This is a genomic window from Hamadaea flava, from assembly GCF_024172085.1.
Taxonomy (GTDB): domain Bacteria; phylum Actinomycetota; class Actinomycetes; order Mycobacteriales; family Micromonosporaceae; genus Hamadaea; species Hamadaea flava.
Genome location: NZ_JAMZDZ010000001.1, coordinates 7,047,040 through 7,071,712, shown reverse-complemented (window position 1 = coordinate 7,071,712; position 24,673 = coordinate 7,047,040). Strand labels below are relative to the sequence as shown.

Here is a 24,673-nt window from a genome sequence, read left to right as displayed (position 1 = left end):
GAACACGCCGAACGAGTGGATGATTACTTGACTTCGAGCTTGAGCCAGAGGCCGAGACCGACGATGCACGCGAACCAGATGACACCGACCAGAACGGTGTATCGGTCCAGGTTCTTCTCGGCGACGGACGAACCGGCCAGGTTGGAGGAGACCCCGCCGCCGAACATGCTCGACAGGCCGCCGCCCTTGCCCCGGTGGAGCAGGACCAGCAGGGTCAACAGGCCGCTCGTGAGGAGCAGGATCACGATCAGCGTGTAGGCGAACCAAATCGGCACGGGAGGTCCTCTCAGAGGGCGTTGTCGGGGATCAGAATAGCCGGACGAAGGCGCGGGAGCACACCCCGGTGGGCATGCTCCCGCGAAGACTCCGCCCGGTCGCCGGTCAGGAGGCGCCGGACTGGCTCGGGTTCTTCAAGCCGATCGCGCTGATGTCCGGCTGGGCGAACATGGGGGAAATGAAGACGTTCGACACGTTCGACCCGTAGATCCGCTGGGCCACGCTGTAGACCACCGGGATGGCGGCCGCCTTCTCCATGATCTTCTGGTCCAGCTCGCCCCAGAGCTTGTACTGACGCTCCAGGTCGGGCTCGGCGACCGCCTCGTCGATCAGCCGGTTGATCTCGTCGTCGTCGAAGAACGAGTAGTTGTTCGTCCCCGTCTCCCCCGGCGCGGGTAGGTTGCGGCCGTCGAACAGGGCCGGCAGCACGGCCGAGCCGTTCGGGTAGTCCGGCACCCAGCCGGCGAAGATCAGGTCGAAGTTGAGGCTGGAGTCCGAGACGTCGTGGTAGTACGTCTTGTAGGTCACCGGCACCGCCTCGACCTGGACGCCGATCCGCAGGTACATCTCCACGACCGGCTTCATCAGCCGCTTGATCGCCGGGCTGTCCCGGTACGCCACTCGCAGCTTCTTCGGGCAGTCCTTGGCCTGCTTCAGCAGCTCGGCGGCCCGGTCGATGTCGCCGTCCGGCCGGGTGTTGGTGCCGTAGACGTCGAAGTCCTTGTGCGCCGCCAGCGACGGCGGGATGAACGAGGTCGCCAGCTCACCGGAGATCGAGCCGCCCAACGCCGTACGCAGCTTGCGCTTGTCGAAGGCGTACGACAGGGCCTGCCGGCACTTCACGTCCTTGATCTTGCGGGTGTTGATCGCGAAGAAGCGCACCGCGCCCGTGGTGCCGGTGGCGGTCCGGGCGGCCAGCTCGGGGTCGTTGACGACCTGCTGGAGGAAGTTCGGGGCGACATCCTGGTCGATCATGATCCCGGAGTGCTCCGGGCCCTGGTCGGCGATGAGCTTGTTGGTCTCCTCGGCCGAGTCGTTGGCGGCCTGGATCATGATCTTGTCCGGGTACGCCTTGCGCACCGAGTCGGTGCCCGCGTCCCAGTTGTCGTTGCGGACCAGGGTCAGCGCGGCGTCGGTCCGGTCGGTGATCTTGTAGGGGCCGGAGGAGAACGGCTGCTCGTCGTACGCCGGCCGGTCCTTGCCCTCGATCTCCTGCCGGACCGGGGCCAGCCCGGTGAGCGCGGCGACGTAGCCGAAGTCGCCGACCGCCTGCTTCAGGTGGTACTGGACCGTCTTCTCGTCGACGCACTCGACGGCCTTGATGCCCTGGCCGCCGTTGTTGCCGTTGAGGAACGGGCCCTTGTAGTCCTTCGGCGCGTCCAGGTAGTTGCGGACGTAGGGCAGCCCGTCCTGCATCAGATCGGAGAAGTTGCGCTCGGCGCCGTACTTGAGGTCCTTGCAGGTGACCGGGGTCCCGTCCTGCCACTTCACCCCGTCGCGGAGCTTGAACTCCCAGGTCTTGTTCCCGTCGGACGGCCGCCCGGTGTCGGTGGCCAGGTCGGGCACGATCTCGCTGGCCGCGTCACCCGGCTCCGCCTTGGTCGTCGTCAGCGTCCGGGTGATCAGGCGACTGATGTTGACCTCGAGCGCGGCGTTGATGATCTGCGGATCGAGGTGATCGGGCAGGGCCCCGACGAAGACGGTGAGGGTGCCGCCCTTCGCGGGGGCGTCGGCCTCCGTGCTGGCGGCCGAGTCGCAGGCGGCGACGCCGCTCAGGACCAGCGCGGCGGTGACCCCGTACGCGGCCCGGCGACGCCAGGCTGGGGCGGTGACATGGCGGTGCATGCTCGTCCTCATGGGGGGTGGGGATGGGACGCCAGACACTCTATGGTTTGCGCCGCACGCGCGGGAACCCGGGCGGCCTTTCGCAATCAACTCCTGACCTTGACCTGACGCAAGGTCAGGAGTCGATGACTCAGCGCGTCACCGGCCGGCTCCGGATCACTGGAGCCGGAAGCAGCGCAGCTGGGCGAAGTCGTTCCGGGTCGCCCAGTACATCACCGAGCGGGTGGTGGGGCCGTAGATCCCGTCGGCGTTGATGTTGTACGCGTCCTGGATCGACGCGACCTTCGCCTTGGTGGCCGAGCCGTAGATCCCGTCGACCGTCAGGCCGGTCTGGTAGCAGTCGTTCAGCTCCCGCTGGAGCACCTTCACCGCCGCGTTGGCGATCCCCGACTGGAGGTGGCAGTTCGTGCTGCCGCTGGCCGAGGGGACGCTGGCGGACAGCCGGGCGCCGGTGTAGGGGTCGATGCCCGTGGTGGGCTGCAGGACGGAGCTGGTGCAGACCGGCGTCGCCGCCGCGGCCGGGGACGCCGGCAGCAGGACCGTCGCACACGCTACGAGCGCGGTCGCCACCGCGATGACTCGTTTCATGGTTCCTCCCGTGAAGTCGGTCCGAAGTGGACCGTGACCTCGCGATCCGCCGATCGCGACAGCGAGAGTTTTCCATGAAGCAGTTCGGCGCGACGCCCCGCTGGGACATCGCGCCGAACTCGGTTCTAAGCCGGGCGGATCAGGCCGCCTTGGCGTACCGGACGATCCCGGCGAACTCCTCCAGGACCAGGCTGGCCCCGCCGACCAGGGTGCCGTCCACATCGGGCTGCGCCATGATGCCGGCCGCGTTCGCCGCCTTCACCGAGCCGCCGTAGAGGATGCGCACCTTCTGCGCGACGTCGGCGCCGAAGACCTCGGCGATCCGGCCCCGGATCGCGCCGATGACCTCCTGCGCGTCCTCCGCGCCGCAGGTCTTGCCGGTGCCGATCGCCCAGACCGGCTCGTACGCGACGACGACCTTCTCGACCTGCTCGGCCTTGAGGCCGTCCAGGCCCCCGTCGAGCTGGGCGAGGGTGTGCGTCACGTGCTCGCCGCGCTCGCGGATCTCCAGGCCCTCGCCGACGCAGAGGATCGGCGCGATCTCGTTGGCCAGCGCCGCCTTGACCTTGGCGTTGACCAGCGCGTCGTCCTCGTTGTGGTACTCACGCCGCTCGGAGTGGCCGACGGCGACGTACTGGCAGCCGAGCTTGGCCAGCATCGCGCCGGAGATCTCCCCGGTGTACGCCCCGGACACGTGCGCCGAGACGTCCTGCGCGCCGTAGCCGATGAGCCACTTGTCACCGTCGATCGCGGTCTGCACGCTGCGGATGTCCGTGAACGGCGGCAGCACGACGACCTCGACGTCGGTCAGCTCCTTCTCGGTCAGCGTGTGAGCCAGCTTCTGCACCAGCGCGATGGCCTCGAGGTGGTTGAGGTTCATCTTCCAGTTGCCGGCCATCAGGGGCCGGCGCTTCGCCTCAGCCATTCACTGCTCCAGTGCTTCGATGCCCGGGAGGTCCTTGCCCTCCAGGAACTCCAAGGAGGCGCCGCCGCCGGTCGAGATGTGGCCGAAGCCGCTCTCGTCGATGCCGAGCGCGCGAACCGCAGCCGCCGAGTCGCCACCGCCGACGACGGTGAGCCCGTCGACCTTGGTGATCGCCTCCGCCACGCCCCGCGTCCCGGCCGCGAACGGGGCCAGCTCGAACACGCCCATCGGGCCGTTCCAGAAGACCGTCTTCGCGCCGGACAGGGCATCGGCGAACTCGGCGACCGAGGCCGGGCCGATGTCCAGGCCGAGCCAGCCGGCCGGGATCTCGGTCGCGGACACGGTCCGCGTGGCGGCGTCGGCGGCGAACTTGTCCGCCACGACGACGTCGGACGGCAGCAGGATCTTGCCGTCCGCCCGCTCCAGCAGCTCACGGCAGGTCCCGACCATCTCGTCCTGCAGCAGCGAGGCGCCGACCTCGTGGCCCTGGGCCTTGAGGAAGGTGAAGCACATGCCGCCGCCGATGAGCAGCCGGTCCACCTTCGGCAGCAGCGCCTCGATGACGGCCAGCTTGTCGGAGACCTTCGAGCCGCCGAGCACCACGACATACGGCCGGGCCGGGTCGCCGGTGAGCGTACGCAGCACCTCGACCTCACGAAGGACGAGACCGCCCGCGTAGTGCGGCAGGCGCGCCGGGACGTCGTAGACGCTGGCGTGCTTGCGGTGCACCGCGCCGAACGCGTCGTCCACGTAGGCGTCGCCGAACGCGGCGAGCTGGTCGGCGAACGCGCCCCGCTCGGCGGCGTCCTTGCTGGTCTCACCGGCGTTGAAGCGCAGGTTCTCCAGCAGCGCGACCTGCCCGTCGGCCAGTGCGGCGACGGCCGCCTGAGCGGACTCGCCGACCGTGTCCGTCGCGAAGGCTACGGGCGAGCCGAGCAGCTCCCCGAGCCGCTCCGCGACCGGCTGCAGCGTGAAAACAGGGTCGGGAGCGCCCTTCGGGCGACCGAGGTGCGACATGACGACGACCTTCGCACCCGCTTCCCGCAGGGCCACGATGGTCGGCAGGACGGCCCGGATACGGCCGTCGTCGGCGATCTGCGCCGGGTCGGATCCCTTGACGAAGGGCACGTTCAGGTCGGCGCGCACGAGCACGCGCCGACCTGAAACACCCTCGCTCAGGAGCTGATCGAGGGATTCGATCGTCACAGCGAGGCGCCCACGAACTTCACGAGGTCGACCAGGCGGTTCGAGTAGCCCCACTCGTTGTCGTACCAGCCGACGACCTTCACCAGGTTGCCGCCGGTGACCTTGGTCAGGCCGGCGTCGAAGATGCAGGACGCCGGGTCGGTGACGATGTCCGAGGAGACGATGTCGTCCTCGGTGTAGGTCAGGTAGCCCTTGAGCGCGCCCTCGGCCGCGGCCTTGACGGCGGCGTTGACCTCTTCGACCGTGGTCTCACGGGCGGCGGTGAAGGTCAGGTCGGTCGCCGAGCCGGTCGGGATCGGCACGCGCATCGCGAAACCGTCGAGCTTGCCCTTCAGCTCCGGCAGCACCAGGCCGATCGCCTTGGCGGCGCCGGTCGACGTCGGAACGACGTTCACCGCGGCGGCGCGGGCGCGACGCAGGTCCTTGTGCGGGCCGTCCTGCAGGTTCTGGTCCTGGGTGTACGCGTGGATCGTGGTCATCAGACCCTTCTCGATGCCGATCGCGTCGTTGAGCGCCTTGGCCATCGGGGCCAGGCAGTTCGTCGTGCACGAGGCATTCGAGATGATCGTGTGCGCGGCCGGGTCGTACTTGTCCTGGTTCACGCCCATGACGAGGGTGATGTCCTCGCCCTTGGCCGGCGCCGAGATGATGACCTTCTTCGCGCCGTTGTCGGCGTGCACCTTCGCCTTGGCGGCGTCGGTGAACAGGCCGGTCGACTCGATGACGACGTCCGCGCCCAGGTCGCCCCACGGCAGCTTGCCCGGGTCCCGCTCGGAGAACACCTTGAACGACTTGCCGTTGACGGTGATGTCCTCGTCGGTCGCCTTCACCTCGTACGGCAGCCGGCCCAGAATGCTGTCGTACTTCAGCAGGTGCGCCAGGGTCGCGTTGTCGGTCAGGTCGTTGGCGGCGACCAGCTCGATGTCCGCGCCCGACTGCAGCAGCGCCCGGTAGAAGTTCCGGCCGATACGGCCGAACCCGTTGATGCCAACCCGGATGGTCACGTGTCCCATCTCCTCGCTAGCGCCGGCGCTGACGGCCGGCGGCCGATATTTCTGTCCGGCAGCGTCGCCTTCCGTTCCGACCCTATCCCAACGACTGTGTCCCAGGTCCGCGGGGCTGACAGACCGTCGCTCCCGTCGGGCACCGGTCGGGCCGCAAGGCGGCCCTCCCTGCCGGCTCCGCAGGCTTCGCATCGCGCAGCGTGGTCAACTCGCGCATCGCGGGGGTCACGCTCCGCTCCCGCGAAGATCGTCGGCCGCCGACGATCTTGGACCCCACAACGCCTTGATCGTCGGTCGCCGCCGATCTTGCGTACGCACGGTCCCATGATCGGCGGCAGCCGACGATCTGCGACGGAATAGCGCGCTGATCGTCGGCTGCCGCCGATCTTGATGCGGGAAAGGTGGGTCAGACGGAGAGCATGTCGGGGGTTACGGCGGCTTCAGTGTCTGGGATGCCCAGGTCGCGGGCTCGCTTGTCGGCCAGCGCCAGCAGACGGCGGATCCGGCCGGCGATCGCGTCCTTGGTCAGCGGCGGGTCGGCCAGCGCGCCCAGCTCCTCCAGCGACGCCTGCCGGTGCTCGAGCCGCAGACGGCCGGCGCTCGTCAGGTGCCCGGGGGCGTCGTCGGCGAGGATCTCGAGCGCTCGGGTCACCCGGGCCGCTGCCGCGACCGCCGCCCGCGCGGAGCGCCGCAGGTTCGCGTCGTCGAAGTTGGCCAACCGGTTGGCCGTCGCCCGCACCTCTCGGCGTACCCGTCGCTCCTCCCAGGCGAGCACACTCGCGTGCGCGCCGACCCGGGCGAGCAGCGCGGCGATCGCGTCGCCGTCCTTGACCACGACCCGGTCCACCCCGCGGACCTCGCGGGCCTTGGCGGTGCTGATGCCCAGTCGCCGCGCCGAGCCGACCAGCGCTAGCGCCGACTCCGGCCCGGGGCAGGTGATCTCCAGCGCGCAGGAACGGCCCGGCTCGGTCAGCGAGCCGTGCGCGAGGAACGCGCCCCGCCACGCCGCGACCTGGCAGCACATGTTGCCTGAGACGACGTGCGGCGGCAGGCCGCGCACCGGGCGGCCGCGCACGTCGAGCAGCCCGGTCTGCCGGGCCAGCGCCTCGCCGTCCTTGACGACGCGCACGATGTAATGACTGCCCTTCCGCAGCCCGCCGGAGGCGAGGATGTGGATCTCGCTCGGGTAGCCGTACAGGTCGGCGACGGTGGCCCGCAGCCGCCGGGCAACCGCCCCGGTGTCCAGTTCCGCCTCCACGACGACCCGGCCGGAGACGATGTGCAAACCGCCCGCGAAGCGCAGCAGCGCGGCCATCTCGGCCCGCCGGCAGCACGGCTTCGGCACGTCCACCCGGCTGAGCTCGTCCTTGACCGCCGCGGTCATCGCCATCGTGTCACTCCACCTCATGCCTCGTGCTTCGGGTCGCCTCGGGCGCTCAGGCCTCGTCCGGCGCCGCGCTCCTGCGCGCCGGTCGTCAGTGCTTAACGAGCGGTGCGGCGGCTCCGCACTGCCTTTCTCCGCCAACACTCGGCGTTTGTCACGCCTTCCCCGCCTTGAGCAGTGGCTCCAACGCCGTGGCCAGGGCGGGCGGGTCGTGTCGCGGCACCGTCCGGCCGACGGCGAGCCGGCCGAGGGCGAGCCGCGCGCCCATCGACCGCGCCGCGGCCCCGACGGTTGCCGGGTCCTCGACGGCGTCCCCGTCGGCAAGAACAATATCTGCCCGGAAATCTGGCAAGTAACGGGTCAACGCCCCGAGATGGTCGGCGAGCGACAAACCACCGGTTTCGCCCTCAGCCGCCAGATTCAGGGTGATCAACCGCTTTGCCCGGGTTTTGACGACGGCCGCCGCCAATTCCGGTACCAGCAGATGCGGGATGACACTGGTGTACCAGCTGCCCGGACCGAACAGGAGCCAATCGGCCGACAGTACGGCCGCGACCGCCTCCGGGCAGGCCTCCGGCGCGGGCGGGAGCAACCGCACCACCTCGATGTCACCAGGCGACACCGCGATCTCGTGCTGCCCCTGAACGGTGACGATGTCGTCCGGCCGGGCGGGGTCGCCACCGCGGATGTCGGCTTCGAGGGTGACCGGCAGCCGGCACATCGGCAGCACTCGACCCTGCGCGCGGACCATGGCCGCCGCGTGCTCCAGAGCGACCACCGGGTCGCCGAACTGCTCCATCAGGCCCAGCAGCACGATGTTGCCGACCGGATGACCCGCCAGCGCGTCCGTTCCGGCGAACCGGTGCTGGAACAGGTCAGCCGACCGGCGGCTGACCGGGTCGTCGTCGGCCAGCGCCGCCAGCGCCTGACGCAGATCGCCGGGCGGCAGCGCCCCGCGGTCGAGGCGCAGCCGGCCGCTGGAGCCGCCGTTGTCGCCGACCGTGACGATCGCGGTGATGTCGAGTGACGCGGGGATCGCCCGCAGCGCCCGCAACGACGCCGACAGGCCGGTCCCGCCTCCGAAGGCGACGATCCTCACTCGCGCCCCAAGTCCCGGTGCTGCGCGCTCGCCACCACCCGCAGCTCCCGCAGCCGACGCGCCAGCTCCTCGGCGATCGCCACACTGCGGTGCTTACCGCCGGTGCAGCCGACGGCGACGGTGAGGTAGCGCTTGCCCTCCCGTTCGAAGCCCGGCGCGGTCGCGTTGATCAGGCGGGCGTACGTCTCGACGAAGGTCGCCGCGCCCCGCTGGCCCAGCACGTAACGGCTCACGTCGCTGTCGCGACCGGTGTGGTCGCGCAGCTCCGGCACCCAGAACGGGTTCGGCAGGAACCGCGCGTCCAGCACGAAATCCGCGTCCGGCGGCAAGCCGTACTTGAACCCGAACGACAGCACCGTCACCCGCAGCTTCAGCGCGTCCTCGCCGGCGAACAGCTCCTCGACCCGGCTGCGTAGCTGGTTCACGTTCAGGTGACTGGTGTCGATCACGACGTCGGCCAGATCCCGGGCCTCGGCCAGCAGCTCCCGCTCGGCCGCGATCCCGTCGGACAGCCGTCCGTTGCCCTGCAGCGGATGCGACCGGCGGACGTTCTCGAACCGGCGGATCAACACGTCGTCATCGGCGTCGACGAAGACCACGCGCGGGGCGAACCCGCGCTCGCGCAACGCCTTCACCGCACCGGCGAGATCCGTCGAGAAGGCCCGGCTGCGGACGTCGAGCACCATCGCCGTCTGCCGGGCCGCGCCGCCGGCCTCATGGGCCAGCTCCGCCATCTGCACCATCAACGCCTGCGGAAGGTTGTCGACGACGTAGTAGCCGACGTTCTCCAACGCCCGCGCGACCGTCGACCTACCCCCGCCGGACACCCCCGTCACGATCACCAGGTCGGTCTTCGACCGCGAGGCCGCCTCCACGGCCGAGGTCTCGGCTTCCGTCACCGCTCGCCACTCCCCTGCCCAGCATCCCCGCGCACGACCAGGCAGGCCGCGGCGCCCCGCCGCAGAGTCTACCGAGGTGGTTCGGGGGTCTGATCGGTGCCTTTGGGGTCGCTGTCGGCTTTGGCCTCGCCGTGCAGGGCCGCCAGCACCGCCGCCGCCGTCCGCGGGCCCATCCCGGGCACCGCCGCGATCTCGGCCAACGACGCCGCACCCAGCTTCTTCACCGAGCCGAAATGGCGCAGGAGCGCCTTACGGCGTACCTCGCCGAGGCCGGGCACCTCGTCGAGCGCCGAGGTGGTCATCCGCTTCGAGCGCCGCTGCCGGTGGAACGTGATGGCGAACCGGTGGGCCTCATCGCGTACGCGTTGGAGCAGGTAGAGCCCCTCCGAGCTGCGCGACAGGATGACCGGCAGGTCGTCGTCGGGCAGCCAGACCTCCTCCAGTCGCTTGGCCAGACCGCAGACGGCGACGTCGACGACGCCCAGTTCGGCCAGCACCGACGCGGCCGCGTTGACCTGGGGCTGACCGCCGTCGACGACGACCAGCTGCGGCGGGTACGCGAACTTCTTCGCCCGTCCGTCGTCCTCCAGCGACGGCTCGGCGTCCCGTTCGGCCAGGTACGCCGCGAAGCGCCGCCGGATGACCTCGGAGATCGCCGAGACGTCGTCCGTCGCGCCCTTGATGATGAACCGCCGGTACTCACTCTTTCGGGCGAGTCCGTCCTCGAACACGACCATGCTGGCGACCACGTCGGTGCCCTGGATCTGGGAGATGTCGAAGCACTCCACGCGCAGCGGCGCGGTCGGCAGGGCGAGCGCCTCGGCGATCTCCTCCAGCGCGGCGCTGCGCGCCGTCAGGTCGGTGGCCCGCCGCAGCTTGTGCCGGGTCAGCGCCTCGGCCGCGTTGCGGGCGACCGTCTCCATCAGCGTCTTCTTGTCTCCCCGCTGCGGTACGCGCAACGACACCCGCGATCCGCGCCGGTCGGCGAGCCACGCCTCCAACGCGTCGGCGTCGGCGGGCAGCTCGGGGACGAGCACCTCCCGGGGCACGTCGGCGCCCTCGGCGGTGTCGCCGTAGATCTGCGAGCAGAAGTGGTGCACCAGGTCGCCCGTGGTGAGCTGCTCGGTCTTCTCGACGACCCAGCCGCGCTGGCCCCGCACCCGGCCGCCCCGCACGTGGAAGACCTGAACCGCGGCTTCGAGCTGGTCCTCGGCGAACGCCACCACGTCGGCGTCGGTGCCGTCGCCGAGCACGACCGCCTGCTTCTCCAGTGCCTTGCGGGCGGCGCTCAGGTCGTCGCGGAGCCGGGCGGCGCGTTCGTAGTCCATCTCGGACGAAGCGCCGAACATCTCCCGTTCCAGCCGCTTGAGCAGCTTGTCGGTGCCGCCCGCCATGAAGTCGCAGAACTCGTCGACGATCGCCCGGTGCTCGGCCGCGGACACCCGGCCCACGCAGGGCGCCGAACATTTGCCGATGTAGCCGAGCAGGCAGGGCCGGTCGATCTGGTTCGCCCGTTTGAACACCCCGGCGCTGCACGTGCGGGCCGGGAAGACCCGCAGCAGCAGGTCGAGCGTCTCGCGGATGGCCCAGGCGTGCGAGTAAGGACCGAAGTAGCGCACGCCTTTGCGCTTCGCGCCCCGCATCACCTGCAGGCGCGGATATTCCTCGTCGAGGGTGACCGCCAGGAACGGGTACGACTTGTCGTCGCGGTACTTGACGTTGAACCGCGGGTCGAACTCCTTGATCCAGGCGTATTCGAGCTGGAGCGCCTCGACCTCGGTGCCGACCGTCACCCAGTCCACTGAGGAGGCGGTGGTGACCATCTGCTGCGTCCGTGGATGCAGCGACCACAGGTCGGCGAAGTACGAGTTGAGTCGTTGGCGCAGGCTCTTGGCCTTGCCGACGTAGATCACCCGGCCGCTCGGATCGCGGAACCGATAGACCCCCGGCGACTCCGGAATGGTGCCGGTGGCGGGGCGGTACGTCGAAGGATCGGCCACGCCGCAAGCCTACTCAGGACGGCTGACAAGATCGCTTCGCTGCCCCGCCACCGGCGGGGATCACGAGAGCTTGATGTCGGCGCCGTCGACGACGATCGTCTTCTCGGCCAGTGCCTTGGTCGCGGGCGGGCTCACCACTGAGCCGTCCGTGATGGAGAACTTGCTGAAGTGGCAGTCGCAGTTGATCGTGCCGTTCGACACCCCGGACAGCGGGCACTGCTGGTGGGTGCACATGCTGTCGAAGGCCTTGAAGGTGCCGGCGGTGGGCTGGGTGACGACCACGCCGGCGGCGGTGATGACCTTGCCACCGCCGACCGGGATGTCGCTGGTCTTCGCGATCGCCGCGCCGCCGCCACCAGTGTTGCCGGTGCTGCCGCCGGTGGCTCCGGCAGTCGCGCCCGTCGAGCCGCCGCCCGCGGCGGTGGTCGGGGCGGCAGCCGGCGTCTCGTCGGCCGAACAGGCGGTGAGCAGGGCCGCCGCGCCGACTGCGCCCGCCGAGGCGAACAGCGTACGGCGGGAGGTGGATGGGGTGTTCTCGGTCCGCTCGGTCATTTCAGACAGGCTAGCGGCCAGAAAACGCGTTGTAAGTAGTTGAACCATCACAATTTCCTGTGGCCCGGTCTCGCACCGCAGACATGACGATCACGTCACACCGGCGGGCTCGTTGGAGGACGTGATGAACCTGATCACCTCGCCCGACCAGGCGCTACGGCAGGCGACCGCGCCCTGGTTCTCGGCCCGGCCGGCCCGCGACACCGAGCTGGTCCACGTCGCCTTCTTCGGCCGGTTCACCCCGGTCCAGGGCGCGCCGGTCGTCGGCACGGCGATCGCGGCGCTCTCCGGCGACCCGCGTTTCGTCTTCACCGTCGTCGGGTCCGGCCCCGACCTACCTGCCACGCGTACGGCGGCCGCCCCGAACGCCTGGGTCACCTGGCGCGAGTGGGTGGCCGCGCACGAGCTGCCCGGCCTGATCGCCGGGCACGACGTCTGCCTGGGCATCTTCGGCACGTCCCGGCGCGCGCTGTCGGTCGTGCCGACCGAGGTCTACCAAGCGGCCGCCGCGGGCTGCGCGGTCGTCACCTCCGACACCGCCCCGCAGCGGGCGGCCTTCGGCGACGCCGCCGTGCTCGTCCCGGCCGGCGACCCGGCCGCCCTCTCCGCGGCGCTCCGGCAGCTTGCCGACGACCCCGACGAGCTCACCCGGCTTCGCAAGGCCGCCCGGGACCGGGCCAGGGAACGTTTCGGCGCCTAGCTTCAATACCGTGTCGATCTAGGCGGGCAAGGGTCGCCCGGGACCGTGTTGATCTAGGGCGGGCAAGCGTCGTCCGGGACCGTGTTGATCTAGGCGGGCAAGGGTCGCCCGGGCCACCATTTCCCGCGTAGATCAACTCGCGGTCTGGCGATCTTGAACAGAAAATGTCGCCATGACGACGGAAGCCGTCCAAGATCACAGCTAGCGCCCCGGCCCATGGCCGCGCCCGCGCGGGCCAAGCCCCCGCAGACGCCAAGCCCCCCGCAGACGCCAAGCCCCCCGCAAACGCCAAGCCCCCCGCAAACGCCAAGCCCCCCGGCAAACGCGGCCAGCGCCCCAAGCTGTGACCCAGGCGTCAGACCTTCGCCTTGGCCCGGCTCGTCGCCCGCTTCTTCGGCGTCGCCTGCACCGGGACCTCCGTGACGAGGTGTCGCAGGAAGGCACCGGTGTGCGACTCGGGCATCGCGGCGATCTGCTCGGGCGTACCCTCGCCGACCACCGTGCCGCCGCGGTGCCCGCCCTCGGGGCCCATGTCGATGATCCAGTCCGAGCTCTTGATCACGTCGAGGTTGTGCTCGATCACGATCACCGTGTTGCCCTTGTCGACCAGACCCTGGAGGACCAGCAGCAGCTTGCGGATGTCTTCGAAGTGCAGACCGGTGGTCGGCTCGTCCAGCACGTAGACCGTCCGCCCGGTCGACCGCTTCTGCAGCTCGGCCGCGAGCTTGACGCGCTGCGCCTCACCGCCGGACAGGGTCGGCGCCGGCTGACCCAGCCGGACGTACCCGAGCCCGACGTCGACCAGCGTCTTGAGGTGCCGGTGGATCGCCGGGATCGCCTCGAAGAACCCGGACGCCTCCTCGATCGGCATCTGCAGGACCTCGGCGATCGTCCGGCCCTTGTAGTGAACCTCCAGGGTCTCCCGGTTGTACCGGTCACCCTTGCAGACCTCGCACGGGACGTACACGTCCGGGAGGAAGTTCATCTCGATCTTGATCGTGCCGTCGCCCGCGCAGTTCTCGCAGCGGCCGCCCTTGACGTTGAAGGAGAACCGGCCCGGCCCGTAGCCGCGTACCTTCGCCTCCGTGGTCTCGGCGAACAGCTTGCGGATGTTGTCGAACACTCCGGTGTAGGTCGCGGGGTTCGACCGGGGCGTACGCCCGATCGGCGACTGGTCCACCCCGACGACCTTGTCCACGTGATCGAGCCCGGTGACCCGCGTATGCCGGCCGGGCACCAGCCGAGCGCCGTTGATCTGGTTGGCGAGCACCGCGTGCAGGATGTCGTTGACCAGCGTCGACTTGCCCGACCCGGAGACGCCGGTAACCGAGATCAGCTGGCCGAGCGGGAACGACACCGTGACGTTGTGCAGGTTGTGCTCCCGCGCCCCGACGACGGTCAGCTCGCGGCCCTTCGTCTGCGGCCGCCGCCGGGTCGGGACCGGGATGAACCGCCGCCCGGAGAGGAAGTCACCGGTGATCGACTCCTCGTTCTTGAGCAGATCGTCGTACGTGCCGGAGTGCACGATGAACCCGCCGTGCTCCCCCGCGCCCGGGCCGATGTCGACCACCCAGTCGGCCGTCTTGATCGTGTCCTCGTCGTGCTCGACGACGATCAGCGTGTTGCCCAGACCTCGCAGCCGGACGAGCGTCTCGATGAGCCGGTGGTTGTCGCGCTGGTGCAGGCCGATCGACGGCTCGTCCAGCACGTAGAGCACGCCCACCAGGCCCGACCCGATCTGGGTGGCGAGCCGGATGCGCTGCGCCTCGCCGCCGGACAGCGAGCCGGCCGGGCGGTCGAGTGACAAGTAGTCCAGACCGACGTCGAGCAGGAACTGCAGCCGGGCGTTGATCTCCTTGAGCACGCGCTCGGCGATCATCTTCTGCCGGTCGGTCAGCTCCAGGTCCACGAGCAGCTGCGCGGCCTCCCCCACGGACAGGTTGCAGACCTCGGCGATGCTGTGCCCGGCGATGGTGACCGCGAGCACCTCGGGCTTGAGCCGGGTGCCGCCGCAGGCCGCGCAGGGCACCTCGCGCATGTAGCCCTCGTACTTCTCGCGGCTCCACTCGCTCTCGGTGTCGGCGTGCCGCCGCTCCAGCCACGGGACGACGCCTTCGTAGCCCGCGTAGTAGGAGCGCTCGCGCCCGTACTTGTTCCGGTAGCGGACGTGGACCTGGTTCTCCACGCCGTGCAGGATCAGCTTCTGCGCCTTGGCCGACAGCGCCCGCCAGGGCGTGTCCAGGTCGAATCCCTGCTCTTCGCCGAGGGAGCCCAGCACCTGGATGAAGTAGTCGAAGGTGTGCCCGCTCGCCCACGGCGCGATCGCGCCGTCCCGGATGGACTTCTCGTCGTCGGGGACGAGCAGCTCCGGGTCGACCTCCTTCTTCTGGCCGAGGCCGGTGCACTCGGGGCAGGCGCCGTAGGGCGCGTTGAACGAGAACACCCGCGGCTCCAGGTCCTCGATCGCCAGCGGGTGCTCGTTGGGGCAGGCCAGGTGCTCGGAGAACTTGCGCTCGCGGTGCTCGTCGTCCTCGGGGAGGTCCACGAAGTCCAGCACGACGATGCCGGCCGCCAGGCCGAGCGCCGTCTCGATCGAGTCGGTCAGCCGCTGCTTGGCACCGGCCTTCACGGCGAGCCGGTCGACCACCACCTCGATGGTGTGCTTCTCCTGCTTCTTCAGCTTCGGCGCCTCGACCAGCGGATGCACCACGCCGTCGACCCGGGCCCGGGCGAAGCCCTTGGCCTGCAGCTCGGAGAACAGGTCGAGGTACTCCCCCTTCCGGCCGCGAACGACCGGGGCGAGCACCTGGAACCGGGTCCCGTCCGGCATCGCCAGCACACGGTCCACGATCTGCTGCGGCGACTGCTTGGTGATCGCCTCCCCGCAGACCGGGCAGTGCGGCTCGCCGACCCGGGCGTACAGCAGGCGGAGGTAGTCGTAGACCTCGGTGATCGTGCCGACCGTCGACCGCGGGTTGCGGGAGGTCGACTTCTGGTCGATGGAGACCGCCGGGGACAGGCCCTCGATGAAGTCGACGTCGGGCTTGTCCATCTGGCCGAGGAACTGCCGGGCGTAGCTCGACAGCGACTCGACGTAGCGCCGCTGGCCCTCGGCGAAGATCGTGTCGAAGGCGAGGCTCGACTTGCCCGACCCGGACAGCCCGGTGAAGACGATCATCGCGTCGCGGGGCAGATCCAGGCTGACGTCACGCAGGTTGTGCTCACGCGCACCACGGATGATCAAACGGTCAGTCACCGCAAAAGCTCCTAGATCGGACAGGTGATGGCAGGCAGGGTCCCGCTGCGAGCGGACTGTATCCGGGAGGTATGACAAGAACGAGCCAAAGATTAGTCCGACCCGCGCCACCAGGCTAAAACAATAGCGGGTGGCTTCGGACACCTGTCCGAAGCCACCCGCTCCCGCCTGTCCTCAGGCGTGTCGTTCCCGCGCCCGCTGCCGGGCGGCCCGCTGCTCCTCCCGGAGGCGTACCGCCTTCCGCTTGCTCTCGTGCGCCAGCTCACGTTGCAGCCGCAGCCAGCTCGCCCACCGGCGACCGGTCAGCTCGCCGTCGTCGAGCGCCGCCTGCACCGCACAGCCCGGCTCCGTCGTGTGCGAACAGTCCGCGAACTTGCAGCGCAGCGCCAGCTCGTCGACGTCGGAGAACGCCGCCACCAGGCCTTCCGAGCCATCGAGCAGGCCGACGCCCCGCAGCCCCGGCGTGTCGATGATCGCGCCGCCGCCCGGAACCGGAATCAGCGCCCGATGCGTCGTGGTGTGCCGGCCCTTGCCGTCCACTCGGCGTACCGCTTGCGTGGTCATGACGGTCGTCCCGGCCAACGCGTTGACCAACGTCGACTTGCCCGCGCCGGAGCGCCCGAGCAGCGCCATGGTCCGGCCCTCCGCCACCTGCGGCCGCAGCTCGTCCAGCCCCGCGCCGGTGTCCGCGCTGACCGCGAGCACCACCACACCCGGCGCGATCTCCCGCACCTGGTCCACGATCGCGTCGGGATACCGCGTCACGTCCGCCTTGGTCAGCACCACCATCGGCTCGGCCTCCGAATCCCAGGCCAGCGCCAGCAGACGCTCGATACGGCCCAGGTCCGGGCCGCTGTCCAGCGGCTCTATCACCGCGGCCGTGTCCATGTTCGCGGCCAGGACCTGCCCGCTCGCGTCCTTGTCCGCGGTCCTTCGCACAATCTGGGTACGCCGCGGCAGCACCGCCTCGATGGTGGTACGCCGGTCCGGCCAGTCCCGCACCACCACCCAGTCGCCGGTGCACGGCAGCTGCACCGAGTCCGCCGCGGCCTGGGCCATCACGCCCCCGCCGAGACTGGCCCGGTCGGCGCCCTGCGTCGTCAGCACCGTGCACACACCGCGATCCACCCGCAGCACCCGACCCGGGCGCGCGTCGATCCGGTCGAACGGCGCGTACGCCGCCGCGAAGTGGTCGTCCCACCCGAGCGCTCTCATCTGCCTCGTTTCCTTTTCAGCCATTACCCCCATGGTCAAGTGCGCCCGGCTCCGGCGCACCCCAATTTCCCCGGCCCAGCCGCGTACGCTCGGCGAATGGCCGCTCTTCGGGTCCGGAGCCGCTCCGTCGGCCCCGCCGACAACATCGCGTACCTGCTGACGTGCGAGTCGACCGGCGAGCAGTTGCTGATCGACGCGGCCGACGAGCCCACCCGCCTGTTCGACCTGGTCGGCGACGGCGGCCTGGCCACCATAGTGACCACTCATCGCCATGCCGACCACTGGCGGGCGCTGGCCGCCCTCGCCACGAGGACCGGGGCGCGCCTGCTCGCGCATCCGCTGGACGCTGCCGCGCTGCCGGTCCCCACCGATTCCGTCCACGACGGCGACGTGATCACGGTCGGCGCAGTGGATCTCGAGGTGATCCACCTCGTCGGGCATACGCCCGGCTCGATCGCGCTGCTGTACCGGGGCGACCCGCCGCAGATCTTCACCGGCGACAGCCTCTTCCCCGGTGGCGTCGGCAACACCTGGGGTGACTCGGCCGCTTTCGCCACCCTGATCGACGACGTCACCACCAAGATCTTCGATCGGCTGCCCGACGAGACCGTCGTCTGGCCTGGTCACGGCAAGCCGACGACGCTCGGCGCCGAACGTTCCTCGCTCCCCGAGTGGCGCGCCCGCGGCTGGTAGCAGCCGCTACCGGATGATGCCCGCCGCGTGCAGTCGTTTGGTGGCCGCGCGGTCCACGCACACCCGGACCTCCGAGCCGCCGCCACCACCGCCGCCACTACCTCCCGCGAATGCGGCCGCCACCACGGCGAGCAGCAGCAACGGCAGAAGCAGGATGCGGACCGTCATGGCCCAGCAGGCCCGGTAGCCGACGCGACTGCCGTCGGCGTTCCGCACGAGGTGCGTGCCGGTCAGCACGCCGCCGAGGGCCCGGCCGTCGCCGAAGAACGACCCATAGAGCACGGGTACGCCCACGACGACCGCCGCCATCAGACCCAAGAGCAGCCCGGCGGAGATCTTTCCCGTCGAGTACATGACGGCGACGACGGCCAGACCGAGGCAGGCGATCACGGCGTACGCGATGACGTCGATGAGCCAGGCGAGGAACCGCTTGCCCTCACCGGCCTTGATAAAGATGGTGCCGTCGCGGAAGGTGCTGAGGCGCTTGGCCGTCTTCGGCCCCAGCAGTTGTTCGGCGTGCTCCCTGGCGAAGTCGAGCCGGGTCTTCGGCCGGGCGGGCGCGGGCGTCGTCACGGGCGTGATCTTATTCAGGCCGAGATCATGAAGCCCGCGGACCTCGGGACGACCCCGATAACTCGGCGTTTTCCCCTCATGGTCTGATATGGAGTCCAATGTGCTCGGATGACCGGCGTACGCCTGTGGATGGTGACTTGATGCCCAATCGAACGACCTCCTGGATTCACGAGTCCTGGCTGGTCGCGAACCAACAGCCCGACTCGCCCGCCGTACGCCTCGGGCATGTGGCGAAGAGTAGCGCCGATTCCGAGTCGGGCAGTCCGGCCCGGCGGGTGTCCGAGGTGGTGTCCTCGACGCAATCCCTGCTCGACGATGACCTGACGGCTGCGATCCTGGCGGCGTTCCAGCCTCGCCGCGGCGACCTGGCCACCCTGGAATCCGGTGACCGGGAGCAGCTCACGGCGTTCCTTCGCGAGCACCACGGGGCGTCCGTGGTGACCGAGTTCCGGGGCGAGCCGTTCGAGGGTCAGCTGGAATCCAGCAGCTTCTGGGATTTCCTGACGCCGGAGGAACGCTGCGTGATGACGAACGCGCTGGAGGAGGGCTACCTCACCGAGGTCATCCCCGACTTCCTCCGGGAGGCGGACACCGATGCGCTTCGCGTGCTGGTTCCGCATTTCGCCACCATCGTGGCCGACCTGATCGAACGCGAGATGATCGAGATCCGCGAAGCCGACGACGGCGACTGGGACGCCGCCCAGCCGCTGACCGAGGCCGAGATCCAGGCGACGCTGGCCGACCCCGGCGCCTGGCTGCCGACCGAGGACGAGCCCGCCCGGCGCGTCATGCTCCGAGCCCTCGCCGGCTAGCGCTGACCAGTCGGGCCGTTACCGCTCGGCCACACGGATACGCGCAGTTCAGCCGTTCATTTCCAAAGTGGACTAACACCATAAGCTCCAATTAGGATCCGCCGGTTGCCTAGCAATCGACGGAGGAGCAGTGGCGAGCAAGGAAGAGCTGAAGGCGGCGATCCACGCGGCGTTCGACCAGGTCGTGCCGGACGGCTCGAGCTACACCAAGGTCTACGCCTCGGACATGAAGCAGCGGAACTTCATCGTCTACCAGAGCACCACGGTCTACAACTACGCGGTCGGCTTCAAGCCGGGCGGGACCGAGCTGGTCATCGTGCCGGTCGACGAGGACGGCGGCCAGGTCACGGCCGGCCAGCCGGTGACGATCACCGACGAGAACCGGGGCGCTGTGAAGAAGCGGGATCTGCAAGGCCGCTTCGTCGTGTCGACGAAGGACGGACAGAAGTTCCGGCTGTCGGTGATCCCGTCGGTGCCGAAGATCACCGCCGCGTTCTACCAGCTGCCGGTCGACCAGAAGGACGAGTACGAGGCGTTCCAGCTGGTCAGGGCCGCGATCGCGGGCTGACCGCGAACCGGATCGCCGTACCCGGGCGGGCCTGAGCGACGAGGCTCAGGTCGTCCGGGTGGACCACGCCGACGACGGGATAGCCGCCCGTCGTCGGGTGGTCCGCGAGCATGATCACCGGCTGGCCGTCCGGCGGCACCTGCACCGCGCCGGGCAGCATCCCCTCACTCGGGAGCTCGCCGTCCCGGACCCGCGCGAGCGCCGGTCCGCGCAGCCGCACACCCACGCGGTCACTCGCCGGGTCCACGGCGTACTCGACCAGGGCGGTCAACTCGAACCAGTCGTCGCGCGGCCCGGGCAGGAGGCGTACCAGGGCCGTGGCGGGCGCAGGGCTCCGCGGCGCCCAATCCACTTCAGCTGGTACGCCCAACGGCGTGCCCAAGGGCAGTAGGTCGCCGGCGGCCAGCCGGGGCGGGCCGAGCCCGGACATGGTGTCGGTGGATCGGCTGCCGAGCACGGGTTCGACCGCTATCCCGCCGGCCACGGCGAGATAGCTGCGTACGCCTTCCGCCGCCGCCCCAAGCGACAGCACTCCCCCAGCCGGGATGTGGACTGGCCGGTCCATAGTCGATGGTCGGCCGTCGACGCGTACGGGGCACAACGCGCCGGTGACCGCGACCCAGCGTGCCTCGGTGAAGCGGAGATCGACGCCGAGCAGCGTGGTCTCGATCCCGGCCAGTCCCTCGGGATTGCCGACGAGGCGGTTGGCCAGCCGCAGGGCGGTCCGGTCCGCCGCGCCCGAGCGGGGCACCGCCAGGCTCGCCAGCCCGGTACGCCCAAGGTCCTGGATCGTGCTGAGCAGACCCGGCCGCAGGACCTGGATCACGACGCCACCACGAAGCGGACGCGCGTTCCGGGAACGAGCCGGGCGGGCGGCGTACGCCGTTCGTCCCAGAGGCGTACCGAGGTGTGGCCGACGACGCGCCAGCCGCCGGGCGAGCGACGCGGGTAGACGGCCGCGTAGCCGCCCGCGAGGGCGACGCTCCCCGCCGCCACCGCCGTACGCGGACTGCTCAGCCGCGGTACGTGCAGCCGTTCGGGCACCCCGGTCAGGTACGCGAACCCGGGCGCGAAGCCGCAGAAGGCGACCCGGAGATCGGCCCCGGTGTGCAGGGCGACGACCTCGTCCGGCGTGCAGCCCGCGTACCGGGCGACGTCGTCGAGGTCCGGCCCGTCGTAGCGCACCGGGATCTCCACGATCTCGCCGATGGTCGCCGGCGTCCCGCCCGGCGTGAAGCCGTCGAGCACCGCCCGGAGGGCGGCCTCGGCCAGCCCGGCACAGTCGAGCAGCACGGTCCGGGCGCCCGGGACGAGGTCGGCGACCTCCGGCAGCGCCCGGTCCCGCAGGTAGGCGTACAACTCCTCGGGAGACTCCTCGGGAGACTCCGTCTCGACCAGCCACCCGGTCAGGCCGACCGGCAGAATCCTCACCTCTGAATCATGCCGGGTCGGCGAGTCCGAGCGGATCAGGCGACGGCCGGTTCCGGCAGCAGTTGCTTGGGCACCCGGAGGGTCACGGCGACGATTCCGATCACGTACGCCGTCACGGTCACCACGAAGTAGAGGTGGACGACGACATCGGGCCAGGCGTCGAGCCATTTCGCCACGTCGGTCTCGTCGCTGCCGAAGATCCCGGCCAGCCACTGCCAGAACGAGTTCACCGCGGGCGAGAGCAGCCCGATGATCGCGAGGTTCAGCCAGACGAGGTGGTTGCGGATCGGCAGCCGGGTCAGCAGGAAGAAGAAGCCCACGAACCAGAGCAGGTCGCAGAGGTAGGGCGCGGCGTCGGTGGCCCAGCCGGTGTCGCCGGTCCACTGGGTGTAACCCCAGGTGAACCGGCCGAGATCGGTCTGCGGCCAGAACACGAAGTTCGTGACGTCGGCGCCTTCGAGTTTCGCCACGAGGGCATGGCTGCCCTCGTGGCGAATCGTCCCGAGAATCTGGTAGACCGGGTATCCCAGCAACCACCAGAGGTCGGCGCGGCGAAGCTTCCAGACGGGAAGGTCGGAGTCGGTCATGCCTCCATTGGCCGCCGTCGACTCCTAGATCGCTGCCTGGTTGCCGACACCGTCAGCTACACGGCGTACCTTCGCAGACGTCGACGACCTGGCCGGTGAGCAGGAAGGTGGCCTTCTGCTGCTGCGCCTCCGGCTGCGAGCGCGGGAACGAGTGCGGATCCTGGCCGTACTCCGGCCCGGACGGCGCGAGGTTCGTCGGCGGCAGGGCGGCGGCGAGACCGCTGTTCCACACGACGATCGCGGAGCCGGCGTACGGGTAGCTCCGGATGGGCCGGATGCCCCAGAACGGCTCGACCTCGTCCGACCAGCCGTCGGCCAGCGCCGGGACGTGCAGCCGGGCACCGATCGTCCGCGCCTCCACCTCGGCCGCCGCCGGGGACACCTGATGATCGCCGAAGGCCACGTGCATCAACACCTGGTGGACGGGCGTACCGGGCATCGGGTCGCGCGTCAGGTGCTGGGCGTAGCCGTTGGCCTCGGCCCGGTCCCAGAGCATCTGCAGCAGCCCGAAGATGAGCTGCTGGTCGGCCGGGTCCGGGTACGCCGAGTCCATGATCTGCTGGAACGGCGCGAAGTCCACACTGCGCTGGAGCAGCGTGCTGTAGTTCATCGCCGGTACGCCGAGCACCGAGCGCGTCCAGTCCTGGGCGACTGCGGTCAGCGCGCCGCCGTTGATGCCGCCCTGGCTGTTGCCGTCGTAGTGCATCCCCCCGGCGAGGTCCAGCAGCGAGTTCCCGGTCCCGTCCTGGAACGCGGGGTTCACTGCGAACCCGGCCGGGTGGGCCATGAGCCGCCCGAGGAACAGGAAGTCGAGGTAGCTCTGCTGGAGCCGGTCGGCGACCGCGGCGAACCGGGTCAGGTCGCCGAAGACGCTCGCCACGAACGGCACGTCGGCCGCGGCCATCCCGATCCAGCTCGTGGCGCAGAACAGGAAGTCCTGCCCGTACGCCATGTCCTTGACGTTGCCCGCGTTGATCTCGGTCGGCGCGCCGAGCAGTCCGTGGCCGTAGAGCGACAGGTGGGCTGGGCTGGCGGCGGTCGCGCTGCGGGGCAGGTTGCAGACGAAGTCCGCGGCGATCGTGCCGCCCGACGGCGTCGGCACGGCGTCCGGCTCGGCCGAGTCGTAGTGCAGCCGTGATCCGGGTCCGCCGGTTCCGGTCAGGTAGCTGGGCACGCTGACCGTGCCGCGGATCTGCCGGGCGATGCGGGCGTCCTGCGCCGGGGTGAACTCGGTGACCCCCGTGACCTGGTACGCCGGCGCGGCCGAGCCGAGCGCGGCGAACGCGCTGTCGCGCATCGCGAGCAGGCGTCCGGTCAGGTTCTCCCCGCTCGCGACGGTGAAGTCCCACGCGAGGAACAGGTCGTGCCGCTTCACCCCGGCCGTGGTCAGCTCGGCGAGGACACGTTTGACGTCCTGCTTACGGGGATCGCGGGGTTCCGGGCCGTTGCCGGTGACATAGGACGCGAACGCCTCGGGCGCCGGGATCCGGGCTCCGGCGCTGTCGCGCAGGTTCCGCAGCGCCACGACGTACCGGGTGCCTTCGGCCAGCGCGACGGCCGGCCGGATGATCAGCACCTGCCTGTCCGGTCGGGCCGCCGAGTGCGCGTCCAGCTCGGCCCAGAACGGCGTACGCTCGCCGGTCCGGGTGTTCAGCAGCACGATCGGGGCGTCGCGGTCCAGCGAGCGGCCGATGTCGGTCACCGGCGGGATGCCGCTGCGAACGACGTCCACGCCCGGTACGCGGACCAGGATGGGCGTACCGGGACTGAAACCGTCCTGGCGGTTCCACTCGGCCGGGTCGATGTGCGTACCGGCGACGGAGGCCGGCATCTGCTCGGCGGTGAGATTGACCCGGCGTCCGGTGGCGCTGCTCGGGTCGCGGACGGTGAACAGGTCGTTCGGGAACGGCAGCAGGCAGGCGGTGTCGTCGTAGGGGTCGCAGGCGGCGGGGTGCTGGGGCGGTTGAGCGGCGGCGGCGGGACCGGCCAGGACGAGGCCGGTCACCGCCACGATCGCCAGCACGACGCGCGCTGTCCGGGCGGGGGTCACACGCATCTCCTTTGATGACGGGAGTGGTGCAGCCGTTCATACGCCTTCGGCTCAGCGGCCCGCAAGGGTCAGCCGGTCGACCGCCTTGTCGGCGTCGAGGATCAGCAGTGCGCGTACCAATGTGGAGGAATGGATGGTGGTCTCGCCGCGCTGGAACATCAGCGCGAGCGCGTCGCGAAGCGCGGTGGCCTGGCTGACCAGGGCTTGCGCGGCGCGCAGCGCGCGGTAGGTCTCGTCCTGCCGGGCCGGGTTGACGCGGGCCAGATTCTCCAGCAGCGCGCTGTAGCTGTCGACGACGTCGGCCTCCGCCCGGGTCAGGGCGGGCATGCGCAGCATCTCGTCCATCGTCAGGCCGCCGTCGCGAGGTTCTTGCGATCGCCCAGCACCACGTCGACGAGCCCGTACGCGATCGCGGCCGGGCCGTCCAGCACCTGCGGGCGAGACAGGTCGTCCCGGATCTGCTCGGCGGTCCGGCCGGTGTGCTCGGCGAGGATCGCCTCCAGCGCCGCCCGCTGCCGGAGCAGTTCCTGGGCCTGCACCCGGAGATCCTGGGTCGCGCCCTGCTGAACGTCGAGCGACGGCTGATGGAGGATGACCCGCGCGTTCGGCAGCATCATCCGCTTGCCCTTCGCGCCCGCGGCGAGCAGCATCGCCGCCTCCGGGCCGCACTGGCCCACGCACACCGTCTGCACGTCGCTGGCCAGGCTGCGGATCGTGTCGTACACGGCGAGCATCGCGGTCAGCGAGCCGCCAGGCGAGTTGATGTACACCCCGATGTCCCGGCCAGGGTTGTCGGCGTCGAGGTAGAGCAGCTGGACGAGGACGTCGTTGGCGGTCTGGTCGTCCAGCGCGGTGCCGAGGAAGACCACCCGGTCGCCGAAGGCCTTGGAGTACGGGTCCAGCTGGTACTCGGAGCGGGCGGTCCGTTCATTGATCATCGGGAGGTGGCTCATGGGAACGACTCCTAATTTGTACAGGACGTAAGTTCTGTACAGAGCGTACCATCTGAA

Annotated in this window: 24 protein-coding genes; 4 read left to right on the top strand and 20 right to left on the bottom strand. The window is 70.1% G+C overall.

Annotated elements, in window-relative coordinates; translation table 11 throughout:
- Positions 1 to 23: 23 nt before the first annotated feature.
- From secG to HDA40_RS33160, 11 genes are all read right to left on the bottom strand, one after another.
- The gene (gene secG, locus HDA40_RS33210; RefSeq protein ID WP_253761742.1) at positions 24 to 275 is read right to left on the bottom strand and encodes a preprotein translocase subunit SecG; all 252 of its coding nucleotides are present in this window, start codon (positions 273 to 275) and stop codon (positions 24 to 26) included.
- Between the two features lie 106 nt (positions 276 to 381).
- Positions 382 to 2,121 carry an ABC transporter substrate-binding protein gene (locus tag HDA40_RS33205; protein WP_253761741.1) on the bottom strand — a complete coding sequence of 580 codons (1,740 nt, stop codon included), beginning with the start codon at positions 2,119 to 2,121 and terminating at the stop codon, positions 382 to 384.
- Between the two features lie 156 nt (positions 2,122 to 2,277).
- Positions 2,278 to 2,709, bottom strand: a complete 432-nt coding sequence (locus tag HDA40_RS33200; RefSeq protein WP_253761740.1) for a peptidoglycan-binding domain-containing protein — start codon at positions 2,707 to 2,709, stop codon at positions 2,278 to 2,280.
- Between the two features lie 139 nt (positions 2,710 to 2,848).
- Positions 2,849 to 3,634 (bottom strand): triose-phosphate isomerase, encoded by a 786-nt coding sequence (gene tpiA / locus HDA40_RS33195; RefSeq protein ID WP_253761739.1) that lies wholly within the window; start codon positions 3,632 to 3,634, stop codon positions 2,849 to 2,851.
- Positions 3,635 to 4,840 carry a phosphoglycerate kinase gene (locus HDA40_RS33190; RefSeq protein ID WP_253761738.1) on the bottom strand — a complete coding sequence of 402 codons (1,206 nt, stop codon included), beginning with the start codon at positions 4,838 to 4,840 and terminating at the stop codon, positions 3,635 to 3,637.
- Positions 4,837 to 5,844, bottom strand: coding sequence for a type I glyceraldehyde-3-phosphate dehydrogenase (gene gap / locus HDA40_RS33185; protein WP_253761737.1), 1,008 nt, complete (start codon positions 5,842 to 5,844; stop codon positions 4,837 to 4,839). Before gap ends, HDA40_RS33190 begins: the two co-directional genes overlap by 4 nt.
- A 406-nt stretch (positions 5,845 to 6,250) precedes the next feature.
- A complete protein-coding gene (gene whiA / locus HDA40_RS33180; protein ID WP_253761736.1) occupies positions 6,251 to 7,234 on the bottom strand; it encodes a DNA-binding protein WhiA in 984 nt (327 codons plus the stop codon).
- Between the two features lie 148 nt (positions 7,235 to 7,382).
- A complete protein-coding gene (locus HDA40_RS33175; RefSeq protein ID WP_253761735.1) occupies positions 7,383 to 8,327 on the bottom strand; it encodes a gluconeogenesis factor YvcK family protein in 945 nt (314 codons plus the stop codon).
- Entirely contained in the window at positions 8,324 to 9,226 is a 903-nt protein-coding gene (gene rapZ, locus HDA40_RS33170) for an RNase adapter RapZ (RefSeq protein WP_253761734.1), read from the bottom strand. The genes HDA40_RS33175 and rapZ overlap by 4 nt, the downstream gene beginning before the upstream one ends.
- A 68-nt stretch (positions 9,227 to 9,294) precedes the next feature.
- Positions 9,295 to 11,226 (bottom strand): excinuclease ABC subunit UvrC, encoded by a 1,932-nt coding sequence (gene uvrC / locus HDA40_RS33165; protein WP_253761733.1) that lies wholly within the window; start codon positions 11,224 to 11,226, stop codon positions 9,295 to 9,297.
- A 60-nt stretch (positions 11,227 to 11,286) separates the two neighbouring features.
- A complete protein-coding gene (locus tag HDA40_RS33160) occupies positions 11,287 to 11,778 on the bottom strand; it encodes a Rieske (2Fe-2S) protein (RefSeq protein ID WP_253761732.1) in 492 nt (163 codons plus the stop codon).
- Between the two features lie 124 nt (positions 11,779 to 11,902).
- On the opposite strand from HDA40_RS33160, the gene HDA40_RS33155 reads away from it, so the two are divergent.
- Entirely contained in the window at positions 11,903 to 12,478 is a 576-nt protein-coding gene (locus tag HDA40_RS33155; RefSeq protein WP_253761731.1) for a glycosyltransferase family 4 protein, read from the top strand.
- Positions 12,479 to 12,833: 355 nt separating this feature from the next.
- Here HDA40_RS33155 and uvrA read toward each other — a convergent pair whose 3' ends face one another.
- Both uvrA and rsgA read right to left on the bottom strand, forming a co-directional pair.
- On the bottom strand, positions 12,834 to 15,734 hold the full coding sequence (gene uvrA / locus HDA40_RS33150; RefSeq protein WP_253761730.1) for an excinuclease ABC subunit UvrA: 2,901 nt from the start codon (positions 15,732 to 15,734) through the stop codon (positions 12,834 to 12,836).
- A 174-nt stretch (positions 15,735 to 15,908) separates the two neighbouring features.
- A complete protein-coding gene (rsgA, locus tag HDA40_RS33145; RefSeq protein WP_253761729.1) occupies positions 15,909 to 16,949 on the bottom strand; it encodes a ribosome small subunit-dependent GTPase A in 1,041 nt (346 codons plus the stop codon).
- A 96-nt stretch (positions 16,950 to 17,045) separates the two neighbouring features.
- Between rsgA and HDA40_RS33140 the strand changes: the two genes are divergently transcribed.
- Positions 17,046 to 17,642, top strand: a complete 597-nt coding sequence (locus HDA40_RS33140) for an MBL fold metallo-hydrolase (protein ID WP_253761728.1) — start codon at positions 17,046 to 17,048, stop codon at positions 17,640 to 17,642.
- Positions 17,643 to 17,648: 6 nt separating this feature from the next.
- On the opposite strand, the gene HDA40_RS33135 is transcribed toward HDA40_RS33140, so the two are convergent.
- Positions 17,649 to 18,215: an RDD family protein gene (locus tag HDA40_RS33135; RefSeq protein ID WP_253761727.1), complete on the bottom strand. Its 567-nt coding sequence runs from the start codon at positions 18,213 to 18,215 to the stop codon at positions 17,649 to 17,651.
- A gap of 140 nt (positions 18,216 to 18,355) precedes the next feature.
- Here HDA40_RS33135 and HDA40_RS33130 point away from each other — a divergent pair, with 140 nt between their 5' ends.
- Together HDA40_RS33130 and HDA40_RS33125 are read left to right on the top strand one after the other, a co-directional pair.
- A complete protein-coding gene (locus tag HDA40_RS33130) occupies positions 18,356 to 19,027 on the top strand; it encodes a hypothetical protein (protein ID WP_253761726.1) in 672 nt (223 codons plus the stop codon).
- A gap of 130 nt (positions 19,028 to 19,157) precedes the next feature.
- Positions 19,158 to 19,595 (top strand): hypothetical protein, encoded by a 438-nt coding sequence (locus tag HDA40_RS33125; protein ID WP_253761725.1) that lies wholly within the window; start codon positions 19,158 to 19,160, stop codon positions 19,593 to 19,595.
- On the opposite strand, the gene HDA40_RS33120 is transcribed toward HDA40_RS33125, so the two are convergent.
- From HDA40_RS33120 to HDA40_RS33095, 6 genes are read right to left on the bottom strand one after another with little or no spacing between them, the layout of a single operon-like run.
- Positions 19,573 to 20,490, bottom strand: coding sequence for a 5-oxoprolinase subunit C family protein (locus tag HDA40_RS33120; RefSeq protein ID WP_372503201.1), 918 nt, complete (start codon positions 20,488 to 20,490; stop codon positions 19,573 to 19,575). The genes HDA40_RS33125 and HDA40_RS33120 overlap by 23 nt on opposite strands.
- Positions 20,418 to 21,026, bottom strand: a complete 609-nt coding sequence (locus tag HDA40_RS33115) for a 5-oxoprolinase subunit B family protein (RefSeq protein ID WP_253761723.1) — start codon at positions 21,024 to 21,026, stop codon at positions 20,418 to 20,420. Before HDA40_RS33115 ends, HDA40_RS33120 begins: the two co-directional genes overlap by 73 nt.
- Before the next feature lie 35 nt (positions 21,027 to 21,061).
- Entirely contained in the window at positions 21,062 to 21,613 is a 552-nt protein-coding gene (locus HDA40_RS33110) for a M50 family metallopeptidase (protein WP_253761722.1), read from the bottom strand.
- A 52-nt stretch (positions 21,614 to 21,665) separates the two neighbouring features.
- A complete protein-coding gene (locus HDA40_RS33105) occupies positions 21,666 to 23,669 on the bottom strand; it encodes a hypothetical protein (RefSeq protein WP_372503051.1) in 2,004 nt (667 codons plus the stop codon).
- A gap of 45 nt (positions 23,670 to 23,714) precedes the next feature.
- Positions 23,715 to 23,999, bottom strand: coding sequence for a hypothetical protein (locus HDA40_RS33100; RefSeq protein WP_253761720.1), 285 nt, complete (start codon positions 23,997 to 23,999; stop codon positions 23,715 to 23,717).
- An 11-nt stretch (positions 24,000 to 24,010) separates the two neighbouring features.
- Positions 24,011 to 24,616: a ClpP family protease gene (locus tag HDA40_RS33095; RefSeq protein WP_253761719.1), complete on the bottom strand. Its 606-nt coding sequence runs from the start codon at positions 24,614 to 24,616 to the stop codon at positions 24,011 to 24,013.
- Between the last annotated feature and the right edge of the window lie 57 nt (positions 24,617 to 24,673).